This is a genomic window from Campylobacter sp. CFSAN093229 (genome assembly GCF_011068225.1).
In the GTDB taxonomy this organism is placed as follows: domain Bacteria; phylum Campylobacterota; class Campylobacteria; order Campylobacterales; family Campylobacteraceae; genus Campylobacter_D; species Campylobacter_D jejuni.
The window spans coordinates 1-18,932 of the sequence record NZ_JAAMXB010000010.1; the positions used below are offsets into that span (position 1 = coordinate 1).

Consider the following 18,932-nt stretch of genomic DNA (forward strand, 5'->3'; position numbering starts at 1 on the left):
ACTATGAGTTTGTGTGGCTTGGTGGACATGCCATGGGATGCGCCGCACTAAATTTATTTTTTCAAAGATGTAACGTAAATGTCAAATGGTGCGGATATTTAAATGGTTTTGATAGGTTTGTTTTTAATTATCATCTGCTAGTTTCAAATTCGAGCTCTTATAACGCTTTACAAATTTTTGAATATAGAACATTTACAAATAAATTTGAGGAAGAGAAATTTTTTTCTAGCTTCTCAAGTAAAAAGAAAATTTTAATAAGCTATAAAGATCCTTTTACTATGATTAAAACAATCTTAAATGCTAATATCGTAAAATCTGAATATTATATACAGGATAAAAAATTAAATGCTTCCAATATAACTAAAAATACAATAGATATTCTTCAAAGATATAAAAGAAAATATAATAAATATAATATCAAAGATTTTGATCCGTATTTACTTCAACATCAAATGCTAATACAAGAATTTCTCTTAAAATACTTTAAAAATTCAAAAAAATACTTTTTAGATATGAATGACATCCAGCCAGAAAATGCTTTCATAACATTAGAAAAACTTGCTACATATTTTAATTTTACCAAACCATCAATTCTTGATAAACAATTTTATCAAGAAAAAAAATCACTAGCAACTACATTTTTGCTTCATTACTTTCCTTTGATTCTTGATTTTGATGAGTTTGAAATAGAAATTAATGCTAAGGAATTAAATTATAGTAAAAAAGACGACATAAGTGATTTATTTTTTAAGAAAAAAATATATATTGATAACCATCAAATTCATTTTTACATCAATAAAAATTTAGATTTCGACAAAAAACTTTATATAAAGATAAAAAAGATAATCTTACAATTAATTTATATAATTAAAAAATATATAAATCTCAATCAACCATTGTGTGAAAAAGATATTTTACATTATTTAAGCTTAGATAAAAAATATAGAGATATTTATTTAAAAATTATTAATTATAATTTAACAACATTAAAACAACATCGTCCGGATATAGTAGCTTCTTGGAAATACTATCAAGAATTTGAAAAAATGTGTAAGGAGTTAGATGGATAAAATTACTTGTGTAACTTTTTCTAAAGAATTTGCCTTAGGGGTTAAAAAATTATTTTTAAAACTATAGTTTTGTAGCTTCATTTTTAATTCATATAATAGATTATCTATATCTAAAACTACAGTTCCAAATCCATCTTTATTATAATCAAAATAACCTTGAGTATATATATGCCTAGAAAATAATTCATTTTTATCAAATTGATAATAAATCACGGGCTTTTTTAAAACAGCCATCTCAAAAGCCACACTTGAATAATCCGTTATCATTAAAGATGATTCACAAAAAAGCTTTTGCATACTCATTTCAACAGAAGGTATTATAATATAATTTGGCAACTTAAAACCTTCCAAATAAGGTTTAATTTGTGGATGAGGATTAAAAACTATTTTGTAATTATATTTTTCATGCAATTCTTGTAATTTTTTACTATGTAAAAAAGAACCCCATCTATAAAAATACTCACTCTCATAAAATTTTGGATTAAATCTTCTTTTCATTAATTTTTTACTATAAGAACCTACTATATATTCTCTCCAAGTAGGCATAATAATAATTTGTTTAGTGTTTATTTGATTATTTTTAAGCAAAGCATCCCATCTAGGAAATCCTGTTAATTTTACCTCTTTGGGGGTAAATTTATAACGATTAAAATCTCCTGCTATAGAGTCATACTCATCTTGCATTCCAGTAATAAATAAATCAATTTTTCTTTGATTCAACCAAGAAGATAAATCATCTTTTGTGATCCCATGTTGTAAAAATATGAAATCTTTAGTCTTTAAAGTATTTTCCCCCAAAGCTTCAAAAAAATACCTATCAATATGTGATGAAATGAGTTTATCAGCCTTAAAAACCAAATATTTAAATTTAAAACTTTTCGGATCAACCAGTTTAAAACCTTCTTTTTTTAGCCTTTTATAATCATGAGAATTTTTTCTAAGGACAAAGGTGATATTTTTCTCAGGATGATTTTTCATAACATAACGATATAAATGTTCAGCATTGTCATCAGCCCTAAAAGACATATCAGCAAAAAGCCATAATGATTTATTTTTAGCTCTTCTTTTTTTTAATTTTTTAATCTCATAAAAAATATCATAAAAAGTGCACTTTTTTTCTTGATAGATTATGTCAATCTTTTTATCATTAATAAAACAAATCATATTTTTAGCATTTATAAAAAATTTAAGCCAAATTCTTCTTTCATAAATAAAAACTCGGTTTAAAAAATCATATTGTCTGATTTTTGAACAAATGATTTTAGCCAACCTATCATCAAAAAGCATTTTAACTTCATCGTTAACATCTGCAGTATAAAATTTAATCAAAATTTCATCATTTTTATCATCTATTTGTTCAATAAAAACTTTATCTATGGGTACTTTTTCTTTTTTAAAACAATGTAAAAATCCCATTTTGTATAAAAACAAAAAAGGATTAAAATTAAATTTTATTAAACTCTGCTTATCAATAAAATAAAAAATTTGATCAAGTAAATCAAGATATTTATGAATTTTAGCTTGATTCATAAAAGATAATTTTTCAGGATGATTAACCAGTTCTTGCACCTGCCAAAATAGTTCATACAAAATAACATTTTGTATGAAAATAGGAATTTTATCTTGCTTTGCTACGAAATTTAAAAGCTCCAAATATCCTTTTTCTAAAATTTCCAAATAGTAAAATTTATTTTCATTTTTTTTATCTAAAGTGGAACTTTTATCAAATCTTTTTCTATAAAAATATCTTGCATTTTTTAAAAATACAGATTTTAGATTTAAATTTTTAAATAAATAAATATTAATAAATTTTCCATCTTCAAAATTTAAGATCAAATTTTCATCAAAAAAAGTATCTTTAAGATAATCACATCTTAGAAAACATGATGCAACAGAAAGTTGAATATTTTCATTTAATTTTATATTATCATAAACACTTTTTTGTCTTTTGAATTTAAAATTTAAAGCATGAGTATCTTTATATAAAATCTTTCTTTTTTCTCTATAAAAAATAATATTTGTAGCCACCATAGCTATATTATTTTGTTTTTTTAAAAAACTATCTACCTCATAAAAATAATCCCTATCTAAAAAATCATCAGGATCAGTAAAGGTTACCCAAAGAATATTTAAATCATTTTCTTTTAAATATTTTAAACCTAAATTCCTCGCACTTGCCTGACCGCCATTTTCTTTGTATAGATAGATAATATTTTTTGGGTATTTTTTTTGATATTTTTTAATGATATTAGCTGAATTATCAGTAGAACCATCATCAACGCAAATTAGATGAATATTACTTTTAAAATCCAATTTTTGATTAATTATAGACTTAAAAAAATCATCTAAGTACTTTTCCACATTATAAACCGCTGAAACTATGATATATTTATTATAGGCTTTGTATTTTTTAGGTTTAAATTGTTTTAGAAAATTTTGCAGGGAAATTAGCAAACTTTTAAAGAAGAAAGATATATTTTTTTTATGCTTTGCTTTTAACAACATATCAATTTCTAGCCTTTTTAGCTCTTAAATCCTCAAAAAATCCCTTAGGATTAAAAAACAATTTTCTTGCCAAGCGATAAAATTTAGTATGTGAAATCATAGCACCAAGATACTCTAAACCTAAAATTTTCATCAAAAATGAAAAAGGTCTTACACTCTTAAGCTCATGCAAATAAGGTTTATAAACAAAAGATCTTAAAGGATAAAAGCTTTTATCATGTTTTTGTGCAATCAGCATTTTTTCTTTATCAATGATGATTTGATAAAAAATCCCATCATGCTCAAAACTATAAAGCTCGTTAATCAAATAATAAAGCATTTTATACAAATCATACTTATCATCATTGTTTTGGCTTAAAAAATCCAAGATAACTTTTTTTTCATCCTCCTTTAAAGTTAAGAAATATTCTTTCACTTGATAAAGTTTTTGCTCACTTAAATTTAAATCTTGTTTATAATCTAAATCTAATTTTTTTGCAAAAAACCAAGAATGAGGTAAAATTCCTTTTTGAAAATAAAAAATATCACAATAATCTATACCATTAAATTGTAGTTTTATACTTGCATCCAAAAATATTTTAGTGATTTTTTCTTGTTGTAAAAAATCCAACAAAAGTTCATATTTTAACTCTTTAGCTATAAAAAAATCACTTATATTTTTATAGATAATTTCTCCCACATAAACACTAATATCCTTAAAATCATAATTTTGATCTTTAAAAAGCATTAAAACTTTTTCACCTTTGGCTTTAAAAACTTGCAAAGGCTTTAAATCGTGTTTTTTGATATTTTTTAAATGCTTATAAAAAAGCTGATGATTCTTATCTTTATTTTGCATATAAGCATTTTGATTGGGCTCTATATGATAAAAATGATACATATAAATTCCATAAAAACAAGCCTCATAACCAAGTAATGAAAACCAAGATCTAAAACCTTTAAAGTTAAAAAAATTCCAATTTCTAGCATCATAGCTTAAATTAGTAGGCATTTTTTCAAAACTCACACAAGCTTTTAAAATTCTAGCAAAAAGATCAAAATCTTCATAACCGTGTCCGATAAAATTTTCATCATTTCCACCCAATCTTAAAAACTGATATTTATTTATCACAATACTTGAAGTAGAACTTGGGGCAAAAAATTTTACCCAAGTATTTTTTGCTGTAAATAAATCCTCTTGTATCAAAATATCCCAAAATTTATCATCGTATTGTTTTAATTTTTCATTAGCTTCTTTATTAAGATACACTACGGGTAAAACTATCAAAGCATTGATATTTTGAGAAATATTTTTAATTTGAATTAGTTTTAAAATTTTTCCAAAATTATCCAAAGAAATATAACAATCCACATCCAAAAATAAAAGAACATTTGAATGCGCACAACTTGCTCCTAAATTTCTGCATTCTCCTTGAGAAAAAGCTTTTTGCTCCATATCTTTAAGATAAATATGATGGTTTGCTTGGATAAAATTTTTAAGCTCATGATTTTTAGATGAATATCCTTCAACAAAAATAAATTCTATATTCTCATCACTTTTAAAATATTTTGCTTTCTCAATAACCCTTTCTTCTATATAAGGACGCTCCTTGCTTAAACCAAAAGGGATAATAACAGATAAAAGAGCCATTAAACATTTCCTATGGCATAAAGTTGGATAATCCCTACAACTCTTTCTTCTTTCCCTACTATAATTTCTTTGATTTTATGTTTTAACATGATCTCCTCTGCTTCACTTGCCATAGCATCAGCATCGACTACTTTAGGATTTGTACTCATGATTTCTTTGGCCTTAAAATCAAACCTTGGTTTATCACTTGCTTTTAAAGCACGACGCAAATCCCCATCAGTGATAATACCAACTAATTTTTCATTTTTAAGTACCACACAAAGCCCTAGTTTTCCACTAGTCATCACATCAACAAGATCGTTAAATTCGGTATCAGGATGCACTATAGGAAGGTTACTTGAAACCATAAGATCTTTTACCTTGGTTAAAAGCTTACGCCCCAAACTCCCCCCTGGATGAAAAAGGGCAAAATCATCAGGCTTGAAATTTCTTACCTTCATCAAAGCAGCAGCTAAAGCATCTCCCATAACCAAAGTTGCCGTTGTCGAAGACATAGGAGCAAGCTGCAAAGGACAAGCTTCTTTTTCCACAGCTATATTTAAAAATATATCGCCTTGCTTTACAAGGGTAGAATTTTTTTTACCACACATTACTATAAGTGGAATTTTACGCTTTTTTATAGCTGGAATGATTTTTAAAATTTCTTCAGTTTCTCCTGAATTTGAAATAGCAATTAAAACATCTTCGGGAGTTAACATTCCAAGATCTCCATGCAAAGCCTCTCCTGGATGGATGAAAAAGCTTGGTGTTCCTGTGCTTGCTAAAGTAGCTGCTATCTTAGCACCTATATGACCTGATTTGCCTATACCACTAACTATGCAACGCCCTTTAGTATTTAGCATCAAATTCACAGCTTGATTAAAATTTTCATCTAAATTTTTAGCCAAATCCAAAATAGCTTGCGCTTCTTTTTCAAAAACTTCTTTGGCTATTTCAAGAGTATTCATTTTTAAACCTTAAAGATTAAGCACAACATTGGTTGCGATAGCAATCTGATAAAGAATTTGAGTTAACATTGAAAAAATTTGCAAATTCTCACTATCCACTTTTGGCAATACCAACACAGAATCGCCTGGTTTCATATCTATACCACTATGATATTTTTCAGCTTTTCCATTGCTTCGTATCACCAAAACTTTTGAAGTGTCTGCTCTTTCTCCATAACCTCCTGCAAGATTGATATAATATCTTAAATCTTTTCCCTTATCATACACAAAAGCCCCAGGTAAAGAAACCTCGCCTTGAACTATAACAAGATTATTCTTACTTGGTACATTAATAGTATCACCATCTTCTAAAATAACCGAACTATAAGACTTTGGATTATCGATGACAATTTGGCCTTTTGGTTGTACTTGCTTAGCTCTTTGGATAAATTCTAAAATCGTTTTTGCTTGTTGAGCTCTTATAGCTGCGCCTTGAGCTGTAACAGAACTGCTAGTTAAAGCTAGAGTTTCAAGCTCTTTAAGCTGAGCATTGATAAGCTCTTTTTGAGTTCTAGCTACACTTTTTCTAAATACTTGCAAAGCTTGCATGTTTGATTGTGGATTAGCCTTGATTAGTTTAGAAATATCTTCCAAAGTTGTTCCTTTACCTACAACTAAAGTTTTTAAACCATTATGCTCGCCATTTACACTTATAGTTATATTTTCAGAAACATACTCAGGGTGAAATTCTACCTCATCTCCTGTTCTAAGTAAAACTTTTGAAAATTGCATTTTATTATAAGCACTAACATCAAGTTTATGGTCTTCACCATAACTCTTTACGATAGCATTAGTCACGATAGGTTTAGCACCTGATACTCTAGCTAAGTCAGCTAAAGTTTTAATATCATTTGAAAGTTCAAAACGAAAAGGTCTTTGCACATCACCGTTAACAAAAGCGTAATTTTGAACATTTCCTACTAAGATAACATCTCCACTTCTAAAAGGAAAAAGATCCATTTGCCCCTTTAGTAAAAAATCATATAAATCGATATTTTTTATCACGCTATTATTGCGCAAAATTTGAATATCTCTAAAACTTCCATATTCTAAATTTATACCCCCTGCTTTATCAAGATACTGTATCACTGAATCCGAACTAAGTCCTTGGTAAAGTCCTGGAGCATTAACGCTTCCTGTTACAAAAACACTGACATTTTGATAAGCATTCATATCTGCATAAACAAAAACATTGCTTTTATAGATTTTATTAACACGTGCTTTTATAACACTTACAAGGGCACTATTTTTCACACCTAGTAAATTTACAGCTCCTACTTTAGGGATAAAAATATTTCCTTGAGAATCCACCACTAAAACTTGCGAAAACTCAACAGCTCCCCAAATTTTAAGACTGATTTGATCACCAACTGCGATCTTATAATCTGGGTTATAAACTCTTTGATTGTAATTTTTAAAATTTCCATTAAAAAGATGAGCGCCAAATACTAAAATTTGATGAATTTTTGTAAGATTATTTTCTTTATTTGCTATATCATAATTTGAGCTTAAATTTTGATCTATGCTAGTTGCAGCAGAACCTTGATCCTCTGCTGAAATGATTTGTGAAACATCCACGGCTCCAAAACATAAAATACAACTAAAAAATAAAATTAATATTTTTTTCATTTTAATACTTATGCTCCTCTATTATCATTTTAATAAATTTAACAATCCCAAAAATCAAAGATAATACAATAAATGCTGTTAAAATATCATAAATTCTTTCAGGATATTTTGCGCTTTCTGGAATATCTGGACTTTGAATGATGACAAGTTGTTTTATTTTTCTTAATGCTTCTATTCTAGCACTTTCATAAGCTTTTAAAGCTGCTTCATAAGCTTTTTGCGCAAAAGTAGCTTCTATAGTTAAATCCTGAAATTTAGCAGCCAAATCATTAAGCTTTTGAGAAGAATTGTTAGCTGAAATTTTAGATTTTTCCCTTAAAAGTTGTTTTTTGATTGCTTCAATTTCTGCTTTAAGTGCTACTACTTCAGGTGCTGCATCATTCATATAGCTTTGTAAAGTTAAAAGTTTAGCTTCTTTTTGAGCTAAATTAGCCTCAATTTGCGCAACCAAACTTGCTTTAGTTTCAGCTTGCTTTAAAGGATCAAAAACTCCATATTTATTTTGAAAAGCAATCAAATCATTTTGTGCTTTTTGATATCGTTCTTTGTATTTTTGTACTTCATTTTCAGCAAAAGCCATTTGCTCTCTAGCTGCTTTATGAGAGATTTCATTGATAAATTTTTCGCTTTCTTGCATAATAGTTTGAGCAATCAAATGAGCTGATTTGGGTGTAAAACCCTCTACTTCAACTTTTAAAAGTTTAGTGGTTTCATCCGTATGAACCTTAACTCTTGCTTGGTAGTATTTAAGATAAGATTCTATCGAGCTTGAATCCCAAATTTTAAAAGGCAAATCTATATATTGTTCTTGATAAAGATTTTTAAGTTTGATTTTTTCATCCAAAATCTTTAACATATCACTTGATTCTATATAACCTTTTAGATAATTTAAATCTTCGCTTGCTGTAGAAGTACTACTAAGCAAAGACAAGATTCCAGTTGTTTGAGCACTTTCTCCACTTGTTGATCTAACATCTAAAATCATCGTGCTTACATATCTTGGTGCTGCAATCAATGTATAATAAATCACAACAAAAATCATTATAAACCAAACAATTTTAAAAGAATCAAATATGCTTAAATCTTTGATTTTTTCTAATAAAGTTTTATTTTCTTCCATTAAGCTTTTCCTTGATATACAGCTATTCCTTCATCTACATTATCATAAACCGTAATTTGTCCATTTTTCATATAAATTATTTTATCACACCATTCTTTAATTTCAGCTACATTATGAGATACCATAATTACTTTTGATTTGCTTAATCTTTCTCTATATAATTTCACACTTTTTTCTCTAAAAGCAGGATCTCCAACAGCTCCTGCTTCATCGATCAAATAATAATCAAAATCAAAAGCCATACTAAGTCCAAAAGCTATCCTAGCACTCATTCCCGAAGAATAAGTCTTCATAGGTTCATCAAAAAATTTTCCAAGCTCTGCAAAATCTTCTACGAATTTTACTTTTTCTTGAAGTTCTTTACCCTTATAACCATATACTCTAGCTACAAATTTAGCATTATCTCTAGCAGTTAAAGAACCTTGAAAAGCTCCGTTTAAACCCAAAGGCCAAGATAATTTTTTATTAGTAATTATCTTGCCACTATCAGGAAGCTCTGCCCCGCTTAAAAGTCTCATGAGAGTGGACTTACCTGCACCATTACCCCCCATCAATCCTATACTACAATCTTCAGGAAATTCAAAAGTAAAATTTTTAAAAACATAATGCCTCCCACCGCTAAATAAAGGATAAGATTTAGTTAGATTAATTAGCTTTATCATTCTTTTTTTGCCGCCGTTAAAGCTTGTCTGTTATAGTAATAGACAAAAAGTCCTATAAATAAAACAAGTAAAATCCAAAATATAGCATAAAAATAACTATATTCATCTTGCAAAGGATAATTCTCAAAAAAATTAAATCTTAAAAGCTCCATTATGTGAAGCAAAGGATTATAATAAAATATATCAAGTAAAGGTCTTGGCATAAGCCAAGTAGGAAATATAATCCCAGAACTCCAATAAAACACTATGCTAAAATAAGCTAATAAAGTTCTTAAAGGCTCTACAAAATGCCAAATAATAGCAAAACAAATCCCCAAAGCAAAAGCTGAGCACATAAGTAAAAAAATACAAAATAAAACTCCGAGTAAATGAACTGGGAATACATCAAATCTAAAAAACCATCCTGCAAAAAAAAGCACAGTGATAAAAATCACAAAATAAATACAAAATTCAAGCAAAGTTCTAGCAATAAATACATGTATAGGCTTTACAGGTTTATAAGCAAAAAGAGCCAAATTTGCCTGAGTACCATTCATAAGCTGAGTTACTATACTTCTAAACATAAAATAAGGCATAATACCTGAAATTAAAAACATAAAAATAGAAATTCCTTCAGGCATAACTTGATGATGATATTCTCTTATAATGGTAACAATTACTGTAATAGCAAGTGTTATTGACATTGGCTCTCCAACTACCCAAAGATAACCTAAATGCCTATTAGCACCAAATCTAGTTTTTAACTCCCTAAAAAATAAAGCGTGAATTACATTTAACATTTATTTTCTATACCTAACAATTTACATAAACTATAATCATAACTCATTTTTTTAAATAAAATCATAAAAATTTATTTTTTACAAAATTCAAGCTTTTTACTAAGTCCTAAAGCATTGTTAGTAAATTTAAGCCAAAAAAGCTCTAAAGCATAAATTTTTGCACTTTTATCAAGCTTAGCAAAGGGAAATTTAGAAAAATAAATTTTCATTTGTTCCTTGTTTGCGATTTTAAACTCGGCCTTAGCTTGCACACCTTTTAAAAAAGCTATTTTATTTTCTTTAGTTATATTAAGTGCTATACTTGAATTTTCACTGGCCAATCTTATATGCTTAGTGTCTTCATGAGAAGCAATAATAAAAGCTAAATTCTTTTCATCAAAAGCATAAAAAGCACTAGCCGTATAAACACCTTTTTCATCAATCATAGCCCAAGATAAAAGCTGCTCATTTTTTATAAATTCTAAAATTCTTTCATCCATATTGTAAAAATTATACTAAAATATTTTTAAAAATAACCGATTTTTGATTTAAACTATAAATATAAGGGGAAGAAATGCAAATTGATGCTAGTAAAAACCAAAGTTTTTCGATGGATTATACAACAAAAAGTGGCAAACACTTAGCCTTATCTATGTATGACAATCAAAGCATAAGTTATGCAAATAATGAAGAAGGTAAAACTCTTAATCTTAAGCGTCAGTATGGTTTTAGCTTTACTTTTGAAGGCTCTAAACTCACACAAAATGATCTTGATGAGATTAAAAATGCTATGAAAGAAGTTGAACCTATGATCAAAGATTTTTTAGCAAATTCTAAAGTTGGAAAGTTAAAGCCAAAGGAAATTATCGAATCAGCTATGCAAATGGCAAATGTTCTACCAACTCCAAATGATGAAAACCATCAAAATGCTATTATGAATAATTTTACAAATAAACTCAGTGATTTGCTAAAACAAAATCAAACAAATGATAAAGATATCAATACTTCTATGCTTGAAGATAGCAAAAAACTTCTTGATGAAGTTTTAGAACAAATGAAAAAACAACTTGAAAAACAACAAGAAAAAGCCAAGGAAAATCAAGATAAGACAGATGATAGTTTAAATCTTTACGCTTAAATCATATAATATTAAAAATTATCAAGGAGTTTTAAATGACAAATATCGAAATTTTAGAAAATATGCTCAAACTCCAACAAAAACTTAACGACGAAACAAACGGCTTAAATTGGGAAAATGGCTACACCAAAGAAGGAAAACTGATCAGTTGGAGACGCTGTATTTATATGGAATGTGCAGAACTTATAGACTCTTTTGCATGGAAACATTGGAAAAACATTTCAAGTCCGACAAATTGGGAAAATGTGCGTATAGAGATTGTCGATATTTGGCATTTTATTTTAAGTCTTTTGCTTGAAGAGTATCGCGATAAAAATGGAAAAGATTTGAAAGCTATAGCCACAGAAGTTAATGCTGTAAGTGTGTTTCAGGATTTTTGCAAAGAAGAAGAGCATCCTAATGAGAGTGATATTTATGGTATTTTAAATGATATAGAGCTTATTATCCATAAATGCAGTGGCTTTGGATTTAATCTTGGAGAATTGCTTTCAACCTATTTTACCCTAGCTATTAAATGTGGACTTAATCTTGAAATTCTTTATAAAACCTATATAGGTAAAAATGTTTTAAATATCTTTAGACAAAACAATGGTTACAAAGATGGTAGCTATAAAAAAACTTGGAATGGCAAAGAAGACAATGAAGTTTTAGCTCAAATTTTAGAACAAAATCTTGATTTTGATACTATTTATAAAAAACTAGAAGAATGCTACAAAAAGGCATAATTTGGATATTTTAAAACTTGCAATCAAAGATTTTTTAAGTCTTAAATTTTTAAAATTTGCCTTAATTCCTTTGATTTTTAGCCTTGTGCTGATGCTTTTTTTAGGAGTGCTTGGCTTTTCGGCCTTGCTTGATTATTTCAATTCTTTATTTAGCGTTGGAGAGGATTCGTTTTGGGCGTGGTTTTATGCCCTTCATTTTGTACAAATTTTAATCACCATCATAAGTTTTTTATTTTCAGGTTTTATTGTTGTTTTTGCTTCGGTTTTTTTAGCCCTTTTTATCACTTCTTTTCTTACTCCTTTTATCGCTAAAGAAATCAACCAAAAATATTACCATTATGATAATACAAACGAAGTTTCAACCCTAAAAACTATCTTTGAAATTTTTAAAATATTTATAAAATTTATAGGGATTTTATTGCTTTGCACCTTGGCTTTATTTTTACCTTTTATCAATATTTTTGTATATTATCTTGCTTTTTATTATCTCTTTCACAAACTTTTAATGATTGATGTTACAAGCACGATTTTAGACAAAGAAAGTTTTAAAAATTTTCATTCTGATTTTTCGCCTTTAGAGTTTAAATTTAGCACTCTTTGTTTTTATCTACTCTCATCAGTGCCACTTTTAGGACTTTTTTTGCAAGTATTTTTTGTGATTTTTCTCACACATTTAGGCTATCAAAGAATTTTAAAACTAAAAGCTAAGGCTTGAAATATCGATTTTGTGATTATATAAATAAGCTCTTAAAAGTCTTGGAATTTTAGCTATTCTACACTCTTCTTTAAAATTTTTAGGTAATTTTTGACAAGTTTCATATTCAAAAACAATAGCTTGTTCGTTTTTATATACAAGTGCTATTTTACCACCTAAAACACAATCACCCTTTAAAAACTCTTTTCTTTGCGCTGTGCTTAAAAGTAAACCTTTCATTTTCACCACTCTAGCAATCAAACTTTCATTTTTAGGACAAATAAGAAGTCCTTGAATTTCTTTGATATTTTCAAAATCATAAAGTTTTTTCCTATCTTCACCAAGATAAGAAAAGCTTCTTTTTAAACCCTGGTGAAATTTACCCACAAAGGCATTAGAGAAATTTTTTCTTATATAATTTCTAAAATATTTTTCATTTTCATTGCTTTCATCATGGAAATAAAAAATATCTTTTTCTTTTAAAAAAGATGAAATTTCATCTTTACTTATAAAGAGTAAAGGACGTAAAAGTGTATAATTTGATCGTTTTTCACACTCTTGCATACCTAAAATTTCAGCCAAACCTGCGCCACGAGAAAGTTGCATCAAAAACCATTCAAATTGATCGTTTAAATGATGGGCTAAGATAAGATGATCATAATCTTGCTCAAGACAAATTTTTTCAAAAAAATCATAGCGAAAATCTCTGGCTTTTTTTTCAAAATTACTTTGAAATTTAGGAGCCTGTTTTATGAAAATTTTTTTATGAAATTTCAAAGCAAGTTCTTTGGCTTTTAACTCTTCTAAATCACTATTTTTTCTAGTTTTATAATTTATCATCACAAGATCAAAGTCGATCTTTTCTTGCATTAAAAGATAAAAAAGCGCACTAGAATCACTTCCATAAGAAAAAGCAAGTAAATTCTTGCCCCTTTTTAAAAGGGCTAAAATTTCATCTTTAATTTGCATCTACTTTTCTTAAAGCCTTAGCAAGGAGCTTTTTATCAAGGTTTTGTAAAATTTCACATTCATAAATTTGCCCCATTTCTAAATTTCCACATTCACTTTCATTGATAAGAATTTCTCCATCAATCTCTCTATCCCATCTTAAATCTTTAGCTGCGATAAAAAACTCTCCCTCGCTACTTTCTCCCGTGCAAACTACTAAACGCTTTTGCCCTACTTCTTTTTCAAAACTTTTTTCTATCACTTCATCAACAATTTTTTCTATGATTTTAAGTCTTTTATTGATCACTTTAAAAGGCACTTGCTCCATATCAAAAGCGGCCGTATCTTCTTCCTTAGAATACGCAAAAACGCTTATCCTATCAAAACCAAAGTCTTTAACAAATGCACAAAGTTCTTCAAAATCCGCCTCACTCTCACCTGGATGTCCTACGATAAAGCCCGTGCGCAAAAAGCTATTTGGCGCACTTTTCATTAAATTTAGCATTTCTTTAAGTCTTGTGCTATTTGCCCCACGCTTCATGATTTTAAGCATATTATCACTTATGTGCTGCAAAGGCATATCAAAATAATTTACAAAAATTTCAGAAGCTATAATGCGTTTGATCAAAGCTTCACTCGCACTCGTAGGATAAAGATATAAAATTCTAGCCGCTCTTATACCTTTGATTTTTTCGACCTCATCGATTAAGCGTATAAGTCCATCTTTTTCACCCTTATCAAACAAATAAGAACTCGTATCTTGTGCAATAAAAGAAAAGTCCTTATAACCTCTAGCTACCAAATCTTTAAGCTCAGCTATAATGCTACTTATTTCGCGAGATTTTAACTTGCCTTTAAAACTTGGAATAGCACAAAAAGAGCATTTTTGATTACAACCTTCGGCAATTTTTATAAAAGCATGGGAATTTGAACCTGTGATAATGCGTTTGGAATTTTCACTCTGTAAATAAGTCGAATTTGAAAATAAATTTGTTTTTTTAAGTATCATTTCGTCGATTCTTTCATAATCACCCACACCTGTAAAAAGATCAACCTCAGGAAGTTCTTTCATAAGTTCTTCGCGGTAACGCTGCATCAAACAACCCGTAACCACCAAAAGAGAATCTTTTTTTCTTTGTTCGTGCAAATCCAAAATCGCATTAATACTTTCTTTTTTTGCACTATCGATAAAACCACAGGTATTTACGATTAAAACATCAGCTTTGCTTGGTTCATCGCAAAGCTCATAAGCACTAAGACGTCCTAGCATAATCTCACTATCGACTAAATTTTTATTACAACCTAAAGACGTAAGATAAAGTTTTGACATTTTTTTCCTATATTAAAGTTTTCTTTTGATATAATTTTTGATTTTAAAAATATAATTATAGCAAAGAAATTTTATGGATAATTACGAATTTAGCGAACTTTTAAAAACTTTAAAAAACAAAGTCGGCAACATAGCCTCCATCATCAAGCCTGAAAATATACAAACAAGGCTTAAAGAAATCGAAGAGCTTGAAAATTCTCCTTCTTTTTGGAGCGATGTAAAACAAGCAGGGATCATAGGCAAAGAAAAAACCAAAATCACCAATCTACTTAAAAACTATGAAAATGCTTTTAACGCTCTAAATGACGCAAGCGAACTTTTCGATCTGGCCAATAGCGAAAACGATACAGAAACGCTTGAAGCTTTATTTAATGACGCGCCAAAACTTGAAGATACTATCACAAGTCTTGAAATTTCCATGCTTTTAAGCGGGGAAAATGATGGTAAAAATGCCATTGTTTCCATTCACCCAGGTGCAGGTGGAACGGAAAGTAATGACTGGGCAAGCATGCTTTATAGGATGTATTTAAGATTTTGCGAAAGAGAAGGTTTTAAAGTCGAAACTCTAGACTTTCAAGAAGGCGAAGAAGCAGGACTTAAAGATGTGAGCTTTTTGGTTAAAGGCGAAAATGCTTATGGTTATTTAAAAGCTGAAAATGGCATTCACCGTTTGGTAAGAACTTCTCCTTTTGATAGTGCAGGACGCCGTCATACAAGCTTTTCAAGTGTTATGGTAAGCCCTGAACTTGATGATGATATAGAAATTGAAATCGAAGAAAAAGACATAAGAATAGATTATTACAGAGCAAGCGGTGCAGGCGGACAACATGTCAATAAAACAGAATCAGCTGTAAGAATCACACATTTTCCAACTGGTATAGTTGTACAATGCCAAAATGACAGAAGTCAGCACAAAAACAAAGCCACTGCTTTTAAAATGCTAAAATCTCGCCTTTATGAACTTGAACTCATGAAACAACAAGATAGTGCTAATGTTGGAGAAAAAAGCGAGATAGGCTGGGGGCATCAAATCCGCTCTTATGTGCTTTTCCCTTATCAGCAAGTCAAAGACAATCGCAGTGGAGAAGCTTTTTCTCAAGTGGATAATATCCTTGATGGAGATATTAAGAAAATGATAGAAGGCATTTTGATCGCTTTAAAAGCGGAGTAACAGGCTTAAAAATAAGTAATTTCTGCAAAATGTCGGTATAAAAAATTAGAAAGATAGCGGGATTTTCCCGCTTGTTTTATTATCTTGCATAAAACCTAAGAGCATCCAATAAACTCTTTTCTTAAAATCTTTATCACAATAAACACTCACAACTTTATAGTCTTTTTATCGTTTGGATTTAATAAGAAAACATAGCTTGAGTATGGAGTTTTATCTATTTCTAAATCACGCTTCATTTCTTTAATTTTGCCTTCTGGATTGTTAATATCACTAATTGTTCTGACTGAAGTATAATCATAAAGTTTATGATTTGGATATTTTTTCATAATCTCTTGATTACCTAAATCAAACATAGCTTGATCGTTGCCATTGTTTTTTAACTCGACTAAATCGCCATCGCCACAACCTACAATCAAAGTCATAGCTCCTAAAGCCAAAGCGCTTGTTAAAATCTTTTTCATTATTTTTGCTCCTAGTTTTAAAATTAAATTAATATAACTATACCTAAATTTAAAATTTAAATATCATTTTTGCAATAAATTCTAAAGTAAAAATCACGTAAAAATTTAACTCATAATTATTTCATTCAAACAAATTTTTATGCAAAATTTCTTCTAAAACCACAGTAGCATAAGAGCCTTTTTGCAAGAAAAACTCTATACAAAAATGAGCTTTTTCTTCATCATAACGCCATTTTAACTCTTCTAAATATCCCCACATAAAGCGTCTTGAACCTTGCATTTTGGATTTAAACTCCAAAGCATCTTTAAAAATTTCATTTTCTAAATTTAAAGCCAAACCTTCTCCTGTTTCATAAGCCTTAGCACCGATTAAAAGTCCCATAGCGCTAATGTCTCTTGCTCTAAAACGCTCAAGCTCAGCATTTAAATCCTCGCATAAAAAACACTTTCCAAAAGGATAATGCCCTAAAACCTCGCCTTTTAAAAGTTTAAAAAATTGCTCTTGTTTTTTAAGTTCCTTGGCTTCTTCTTTAGAAATTTTATAAATTTGGATCAATTCTTTTTCGCTAAAATCATTTGCAAAATGTGATAACTCCACTCTTTTACTTAAACAGCGATTAAAAAGCTCACTTTGAAAAGCTGAAATTAAAAACTCTTTCATTTTTACATTTTTCATCTTTTTGCCACGCAAAATTTCAAGCCCTTCTTTATAATTATCCCCAAATTTTCCAAAACGCTGATAACCAAAATAATTCGCAAAACCTTGTTTATCCAAATTCATCAAAGCTTGTTCTAGTTTTAAAGCATCGCTTGGTAAAACTTTTTTTAAGCGTATGAAAAAAGAATTTCCTTTTAAATGCCCTATTCTTAGCTTGTTTTCATGGGTAAAAATTTCTAAAATTTTAAGTTTAGGATGAGAAAAATTTGACAAAAAACTCTCAAATTTTTTAGGCATAGAAAGGTATTGAAAGGTTGATCCTTGCTTGTCTTTAAGCCCTGCATAACCAAAATCTTTTATTTTAACCCCGCTTGCTTCACTTAAAATTTTTAAAGTTTCATTTGTGGTTAAATCTTTTTTATTGATATGTAAAATAAGATGCTCACCCTTACCGCTAAATTCATACAAAGGCTTTTCACGCACTACAAAATCATCGCTATTTTTACTAAAATACGCATTAATAGGACTGTGTTTTAAACTATACAAAGGCTTAAAAATGGTGTTCTCTTCCTCTAAATTCATATTTTCCTTTCACTGCTTTTCCAAAGATATTTAATTTCACGCCGTGTTTTTTGGCTATTGTTTCTATATTTTGCCGTTCTTTTTCATCAAAAGCAAATAAAATTTCATATTCTTCTCCGCTATAAAGCGTATAATCATCAAGTTTTTTAAACCAAGAAATACCACATTTATTTAAAGCTAAAAGCCTTGATAAATCCTTGCTTAAACCATCTGAAATATCCATAGCACAAGAAATTAAAGGTGCGATTTCATAAAAAAAACTAGCTCTTAATTTTGGCTTTATAAATACATGATTTGGTTTTAAAGTGCCCCCATTTTGTAGAATTTCAAGCCCTTTTAAACTTCGTCCTAATTTTCCTGTATAAGCAAGTAAATGTCCCTTTTTTAAACCTTTTCTAAAAACGGCTTTATTATTAATCTTTGAAATGATAGTAAGACTAATGTCTATTTTATCATTGTTTATAGTATCGCCGCCTATGATTTTTATATTAAATTTCCTAGCTGTTTTTAAAAAACCTTTTTGCAAGGCTTTGATCTCATTTTCGCTTAAATTTTTTGGTAGGGCAAGTCCTAAAAGTGCGTATTTTGGTACAGCATTCATTGAAATAGCATCCGAGATATTAACAAGCATTGCTTTTGTAGCGATTTGCTCTAAACTAAGCCACTCTCTTTTAAAATGCACATTTTCAAAAAACAAATCCTTGCTAAAACACCAATCATCGATAATAGCTCCATCATCGCCATTTTTTTCATTTAAAAAAGCTTTGATAATAAAATCTTCTTTGTTCATAATGTGTGATTTTATAAAATTTCCTTTTAAATTCTAGTGAATTTTAGAAAAATTTTATATAATATAGAAATATTT

The 18,932-nt window shown here is 28.9% G+C and carries 18 protein-coding genes; 5 read left to right on the plus strand and 13 right to left on the minus strand.

Annotation, left to right across the window (positions count from 1 at the left end; translation table 11 throughout):
* Positions 1 to 278 precede the first annotated feature (278 nt).
* A complete protein-coding gene (locus tag FBE93_RS06005) occupies positions 279 to 1,070 on the plus strand; it encodes a DUF2972 domain-containing protein (RefSeq protein WP_165434268.1) in 792 nt (263 codons plus the stop codon).
* On the opposite strand, the gene FBE93_RS06010 is transcribed toward FBE93_RS06005, so the two are convergent.
* The 8 genes from FBE93_RS06010 to FBE93_RS06045 form a co-directional block, all read right to left on the minus strand.
* Entirely contained in the window at positions 1,059 to 3,575 is a 2,517-nt protein-coding gene (locus tag FBE93_RS06010) for a CDP-glycerol glycerophosphotransferase family protein (protein ID WP_002932228.1), read from the minus strand. The genes FBE93_RS06005 and FBE93_RS06010 overlap by 12 nt on opposite strands.
* A gap of 1 nt (position 3,576) precedes the next feature.
* Entirely contained in the window at positions 3,577 to 5,205 is a 1,629-nt protein-coding gene (locus FBE93_RS06015; RefSeq protein WP_165434269.1) for a galactosyltransferase-related protein, read from the minus strand.
* Positions 5,205 to 6,152, minus strand: a complete 948-nt coding sequence (locus FBE93_RS06020; RefSeq protein ID WP_002932241.1) for a KpsF/GutQ family sugar-phosphate isomerase — start codon at positions 6,150 to 6,152, stop codon at positions 5,205 to 5,207. The genes FBE93_RS06015 and FBE93_RS06020 overlap by 1 nt, the downstream gene beginning before the upstream one ends.
* A gap of 9 nt (positions 6,153 to 6,161) precedes the next feature.
* Positions 6,162 to 7,820, minus strand: a complete 1,659-nt coding sequence (locus tag FBE93_RS06025) for a polysaccharide biosynthesis/export family protein (protein ID WP_002932245.1) — start codon at positions 7,818 to 7,820, stop codon at positions 6,162 to 6,164.
* 1 nt (position 7,821) lies between these two features.
* Positions 7,822 to 8,940 carry a capsule polysaccharide transporter gene (locus FBE93_RS06030; protein WP_002932247.1) on the minus strand — a complete coding sequence of 373 codons (1,119 nt, stop codon included), beginning with the start codon at positions 8,938 to 8,940 and terminating at the stop codon, positions 7,822 to 7,824.
* A complete protein-coding gene (locus FBE93_RS06035) occupies positions 8,940 to 9,602 on the minus strand; it encodes an ABC transporter ATP-binding protein (RefSeq protein ID WP_002932251.1) in 663 nt (220 codons plus the stop codon). Before FBE93_RS06035 ends, FBE93_RS06030 begins: the two co-directional genes overlap by 1 nt.
* Complete coding sequence (locus FBE93_RS06040) at positions 9,599 to 10,381, minus strand: ABC transporter permease (protein WP_002932253.1); 783 nt, start codon at positions 10,379 to 10,381, stop codon at positions 9,599 to 9,601. The genes FBE93_RS06035 and FBE93_RS06040 overlap by 4 nt, the downstream gene beginning before the upstream one ends.
* A 71-nt stretch (positions 10,382 to 10,452) precedes the next feature.
* Positions 10,453 to 10,860 carry a hypothetical protein gene (locus FBE93_RS06045; protein ID WP_002932263.1) on the minus strand — a complete coding sequence of 136 codons (408 nt, stop codon included), beginning with the start codon at positions 10,858 to 10,860 and terminating at the stop codon, positions 10,453 to 10,455.
* Between the two features lie 74 nt (positions 10,861 to 10,934).
* On the opposite strand from FBE93_RS06045, the gene ciaI reads away from it, so the two are divergent.
* The 3 genes from ciaI to FBE93_RS06060 are packed head-to-tail and all read left to right on the plus strand — an operon-like array spanning position 10,935 to position 12,938.
* Positions 10,935 to 11,498: an intracellular survival protein CiaI gene (ciaI, locus tag FBE93_RS06050; protein WP_002932268.1), complete on the plus strand. Its 564-nt coding sequence runs from the start codon at positions 10,935 to 10,937 to the stop codon at positions 11,496 to 11,498.
* A 35-nt stretch (positions 11,499 to 11,533) separates the two neighbouring features.
* Positions 11,534 to 12,223 carry a dUTPase gene (dut, locus tag FBE93_RS06055; protein ID WP_002932269.1) on the plus strand — a complete coding sequence of 230 codons (690 nt, stop codon included), beginning with the start codon at positions 11,534 to 11,536 and terminating at the stop codon, positions 12,221 to 12,223.
* A gap of 1 nt (position 12,224) precedes the next feature.
* Entirely contained in the window at positions 12,225 to 12,938 is a 714-nt protein-coding gene (locus FBE93_RS06060; protein WP_002932270.1) for an EI24 domain-containing protein, read from the plus strand.
* Here the strand turns inward: FBE93_RS06060 and tilS are convergent.
* On the minus strand, positions 12,921 to 13,886 hold the full coding sequence (tilS, locus tag FBE93_RS06065) for a tRNA lysidine(34) synthetase TilS (protein WP_002932271.1): 966 nt from the start codon (positions 13,884 to 13,886) through the stop codon (positions 12,921 to 12,923). The two genes, FBE93_RS06060 and tilS, sit on opposite strands and share 18 nt — an antisense overlap.
* Positions 13,876 to 15,195: a 30S ribosomal protein S12 methylthiotransferase RimO gene (rimO, locus tag FBE93_RS06070; protein WP_002932282.1), complete on the minus strand. Its 1,320-nt coding sequence runs from the start codon at positions 15,193 to 15,195 to the stop codon at positions 13,876 to 13,878. Before rimO ends, tilS begins: the two co-directional genes overlap by 11 nt.
* 73 nt (positions 15,196 to 15,268) lie before the next feature.
* Between rimO and prfB the strand changes: the two genes are divergently transcribed.
* Complete coding sequence (prfB, locus tag FBE93_RS06075) at positions 15,269 to 16,366, plus strand: peptide chain release factor 2 (RefSeq protein ID WP_165434270.1); 1,098 nt, start codon at positions 15,269 to 15,271, stop codon at positions 16,364 to 16,366.
* A gap of 146 nt (positions 16,367 to 16,512) precedes the next feature.
* On the opposite strand, the gene FBE93_RS06080 is transcribed toward prfB, so the two are convergent.
* From FBE93_RS06080 to FBE93_RS06090, 3 genes are all read right to left on the minus strand, one after another.
* Positions 16,513 to 16,827, minus strand: coding sequence for a hypothetical protein (locus tag FBE93_RS06080; protein ID WP_002932284.1), 315 nt, complete (start codon positions 16,825 to 16,827; stop codon positions 16,513 to 16,515).
* Between the two features lie 121 nt (positions 16,828 to 16,948).
* Positions 16,949 to 18,067, minus strand: a complete 1,119-nt coding sequence (gene truD, locus FBE93_RS06085; protein ID WP_165434271.1) for a tRNA pseudouridine(13) synthase TruD — start codon at positions 18,065 to 18,067, stop codon at positions 16,949 to 16,951.
* Positions 18,036 to 18,857, minus strand: coding sequence for a thiamine-phosphate kinase (locus FBE93_RS06090; RefSeq protein ID WP_002932288.1), 822 nt, complete (start codon positions 18,855 to 18,857; stop codon positions 18,036 to 18,038). The genes truD and FBE93_RS06090 overlap by 32 nt, the downstream gene beginning before the upstream one ends.
* Between the last annotated feature and the right edge of the window lie 75 nt (positions 18,858 to 18,932).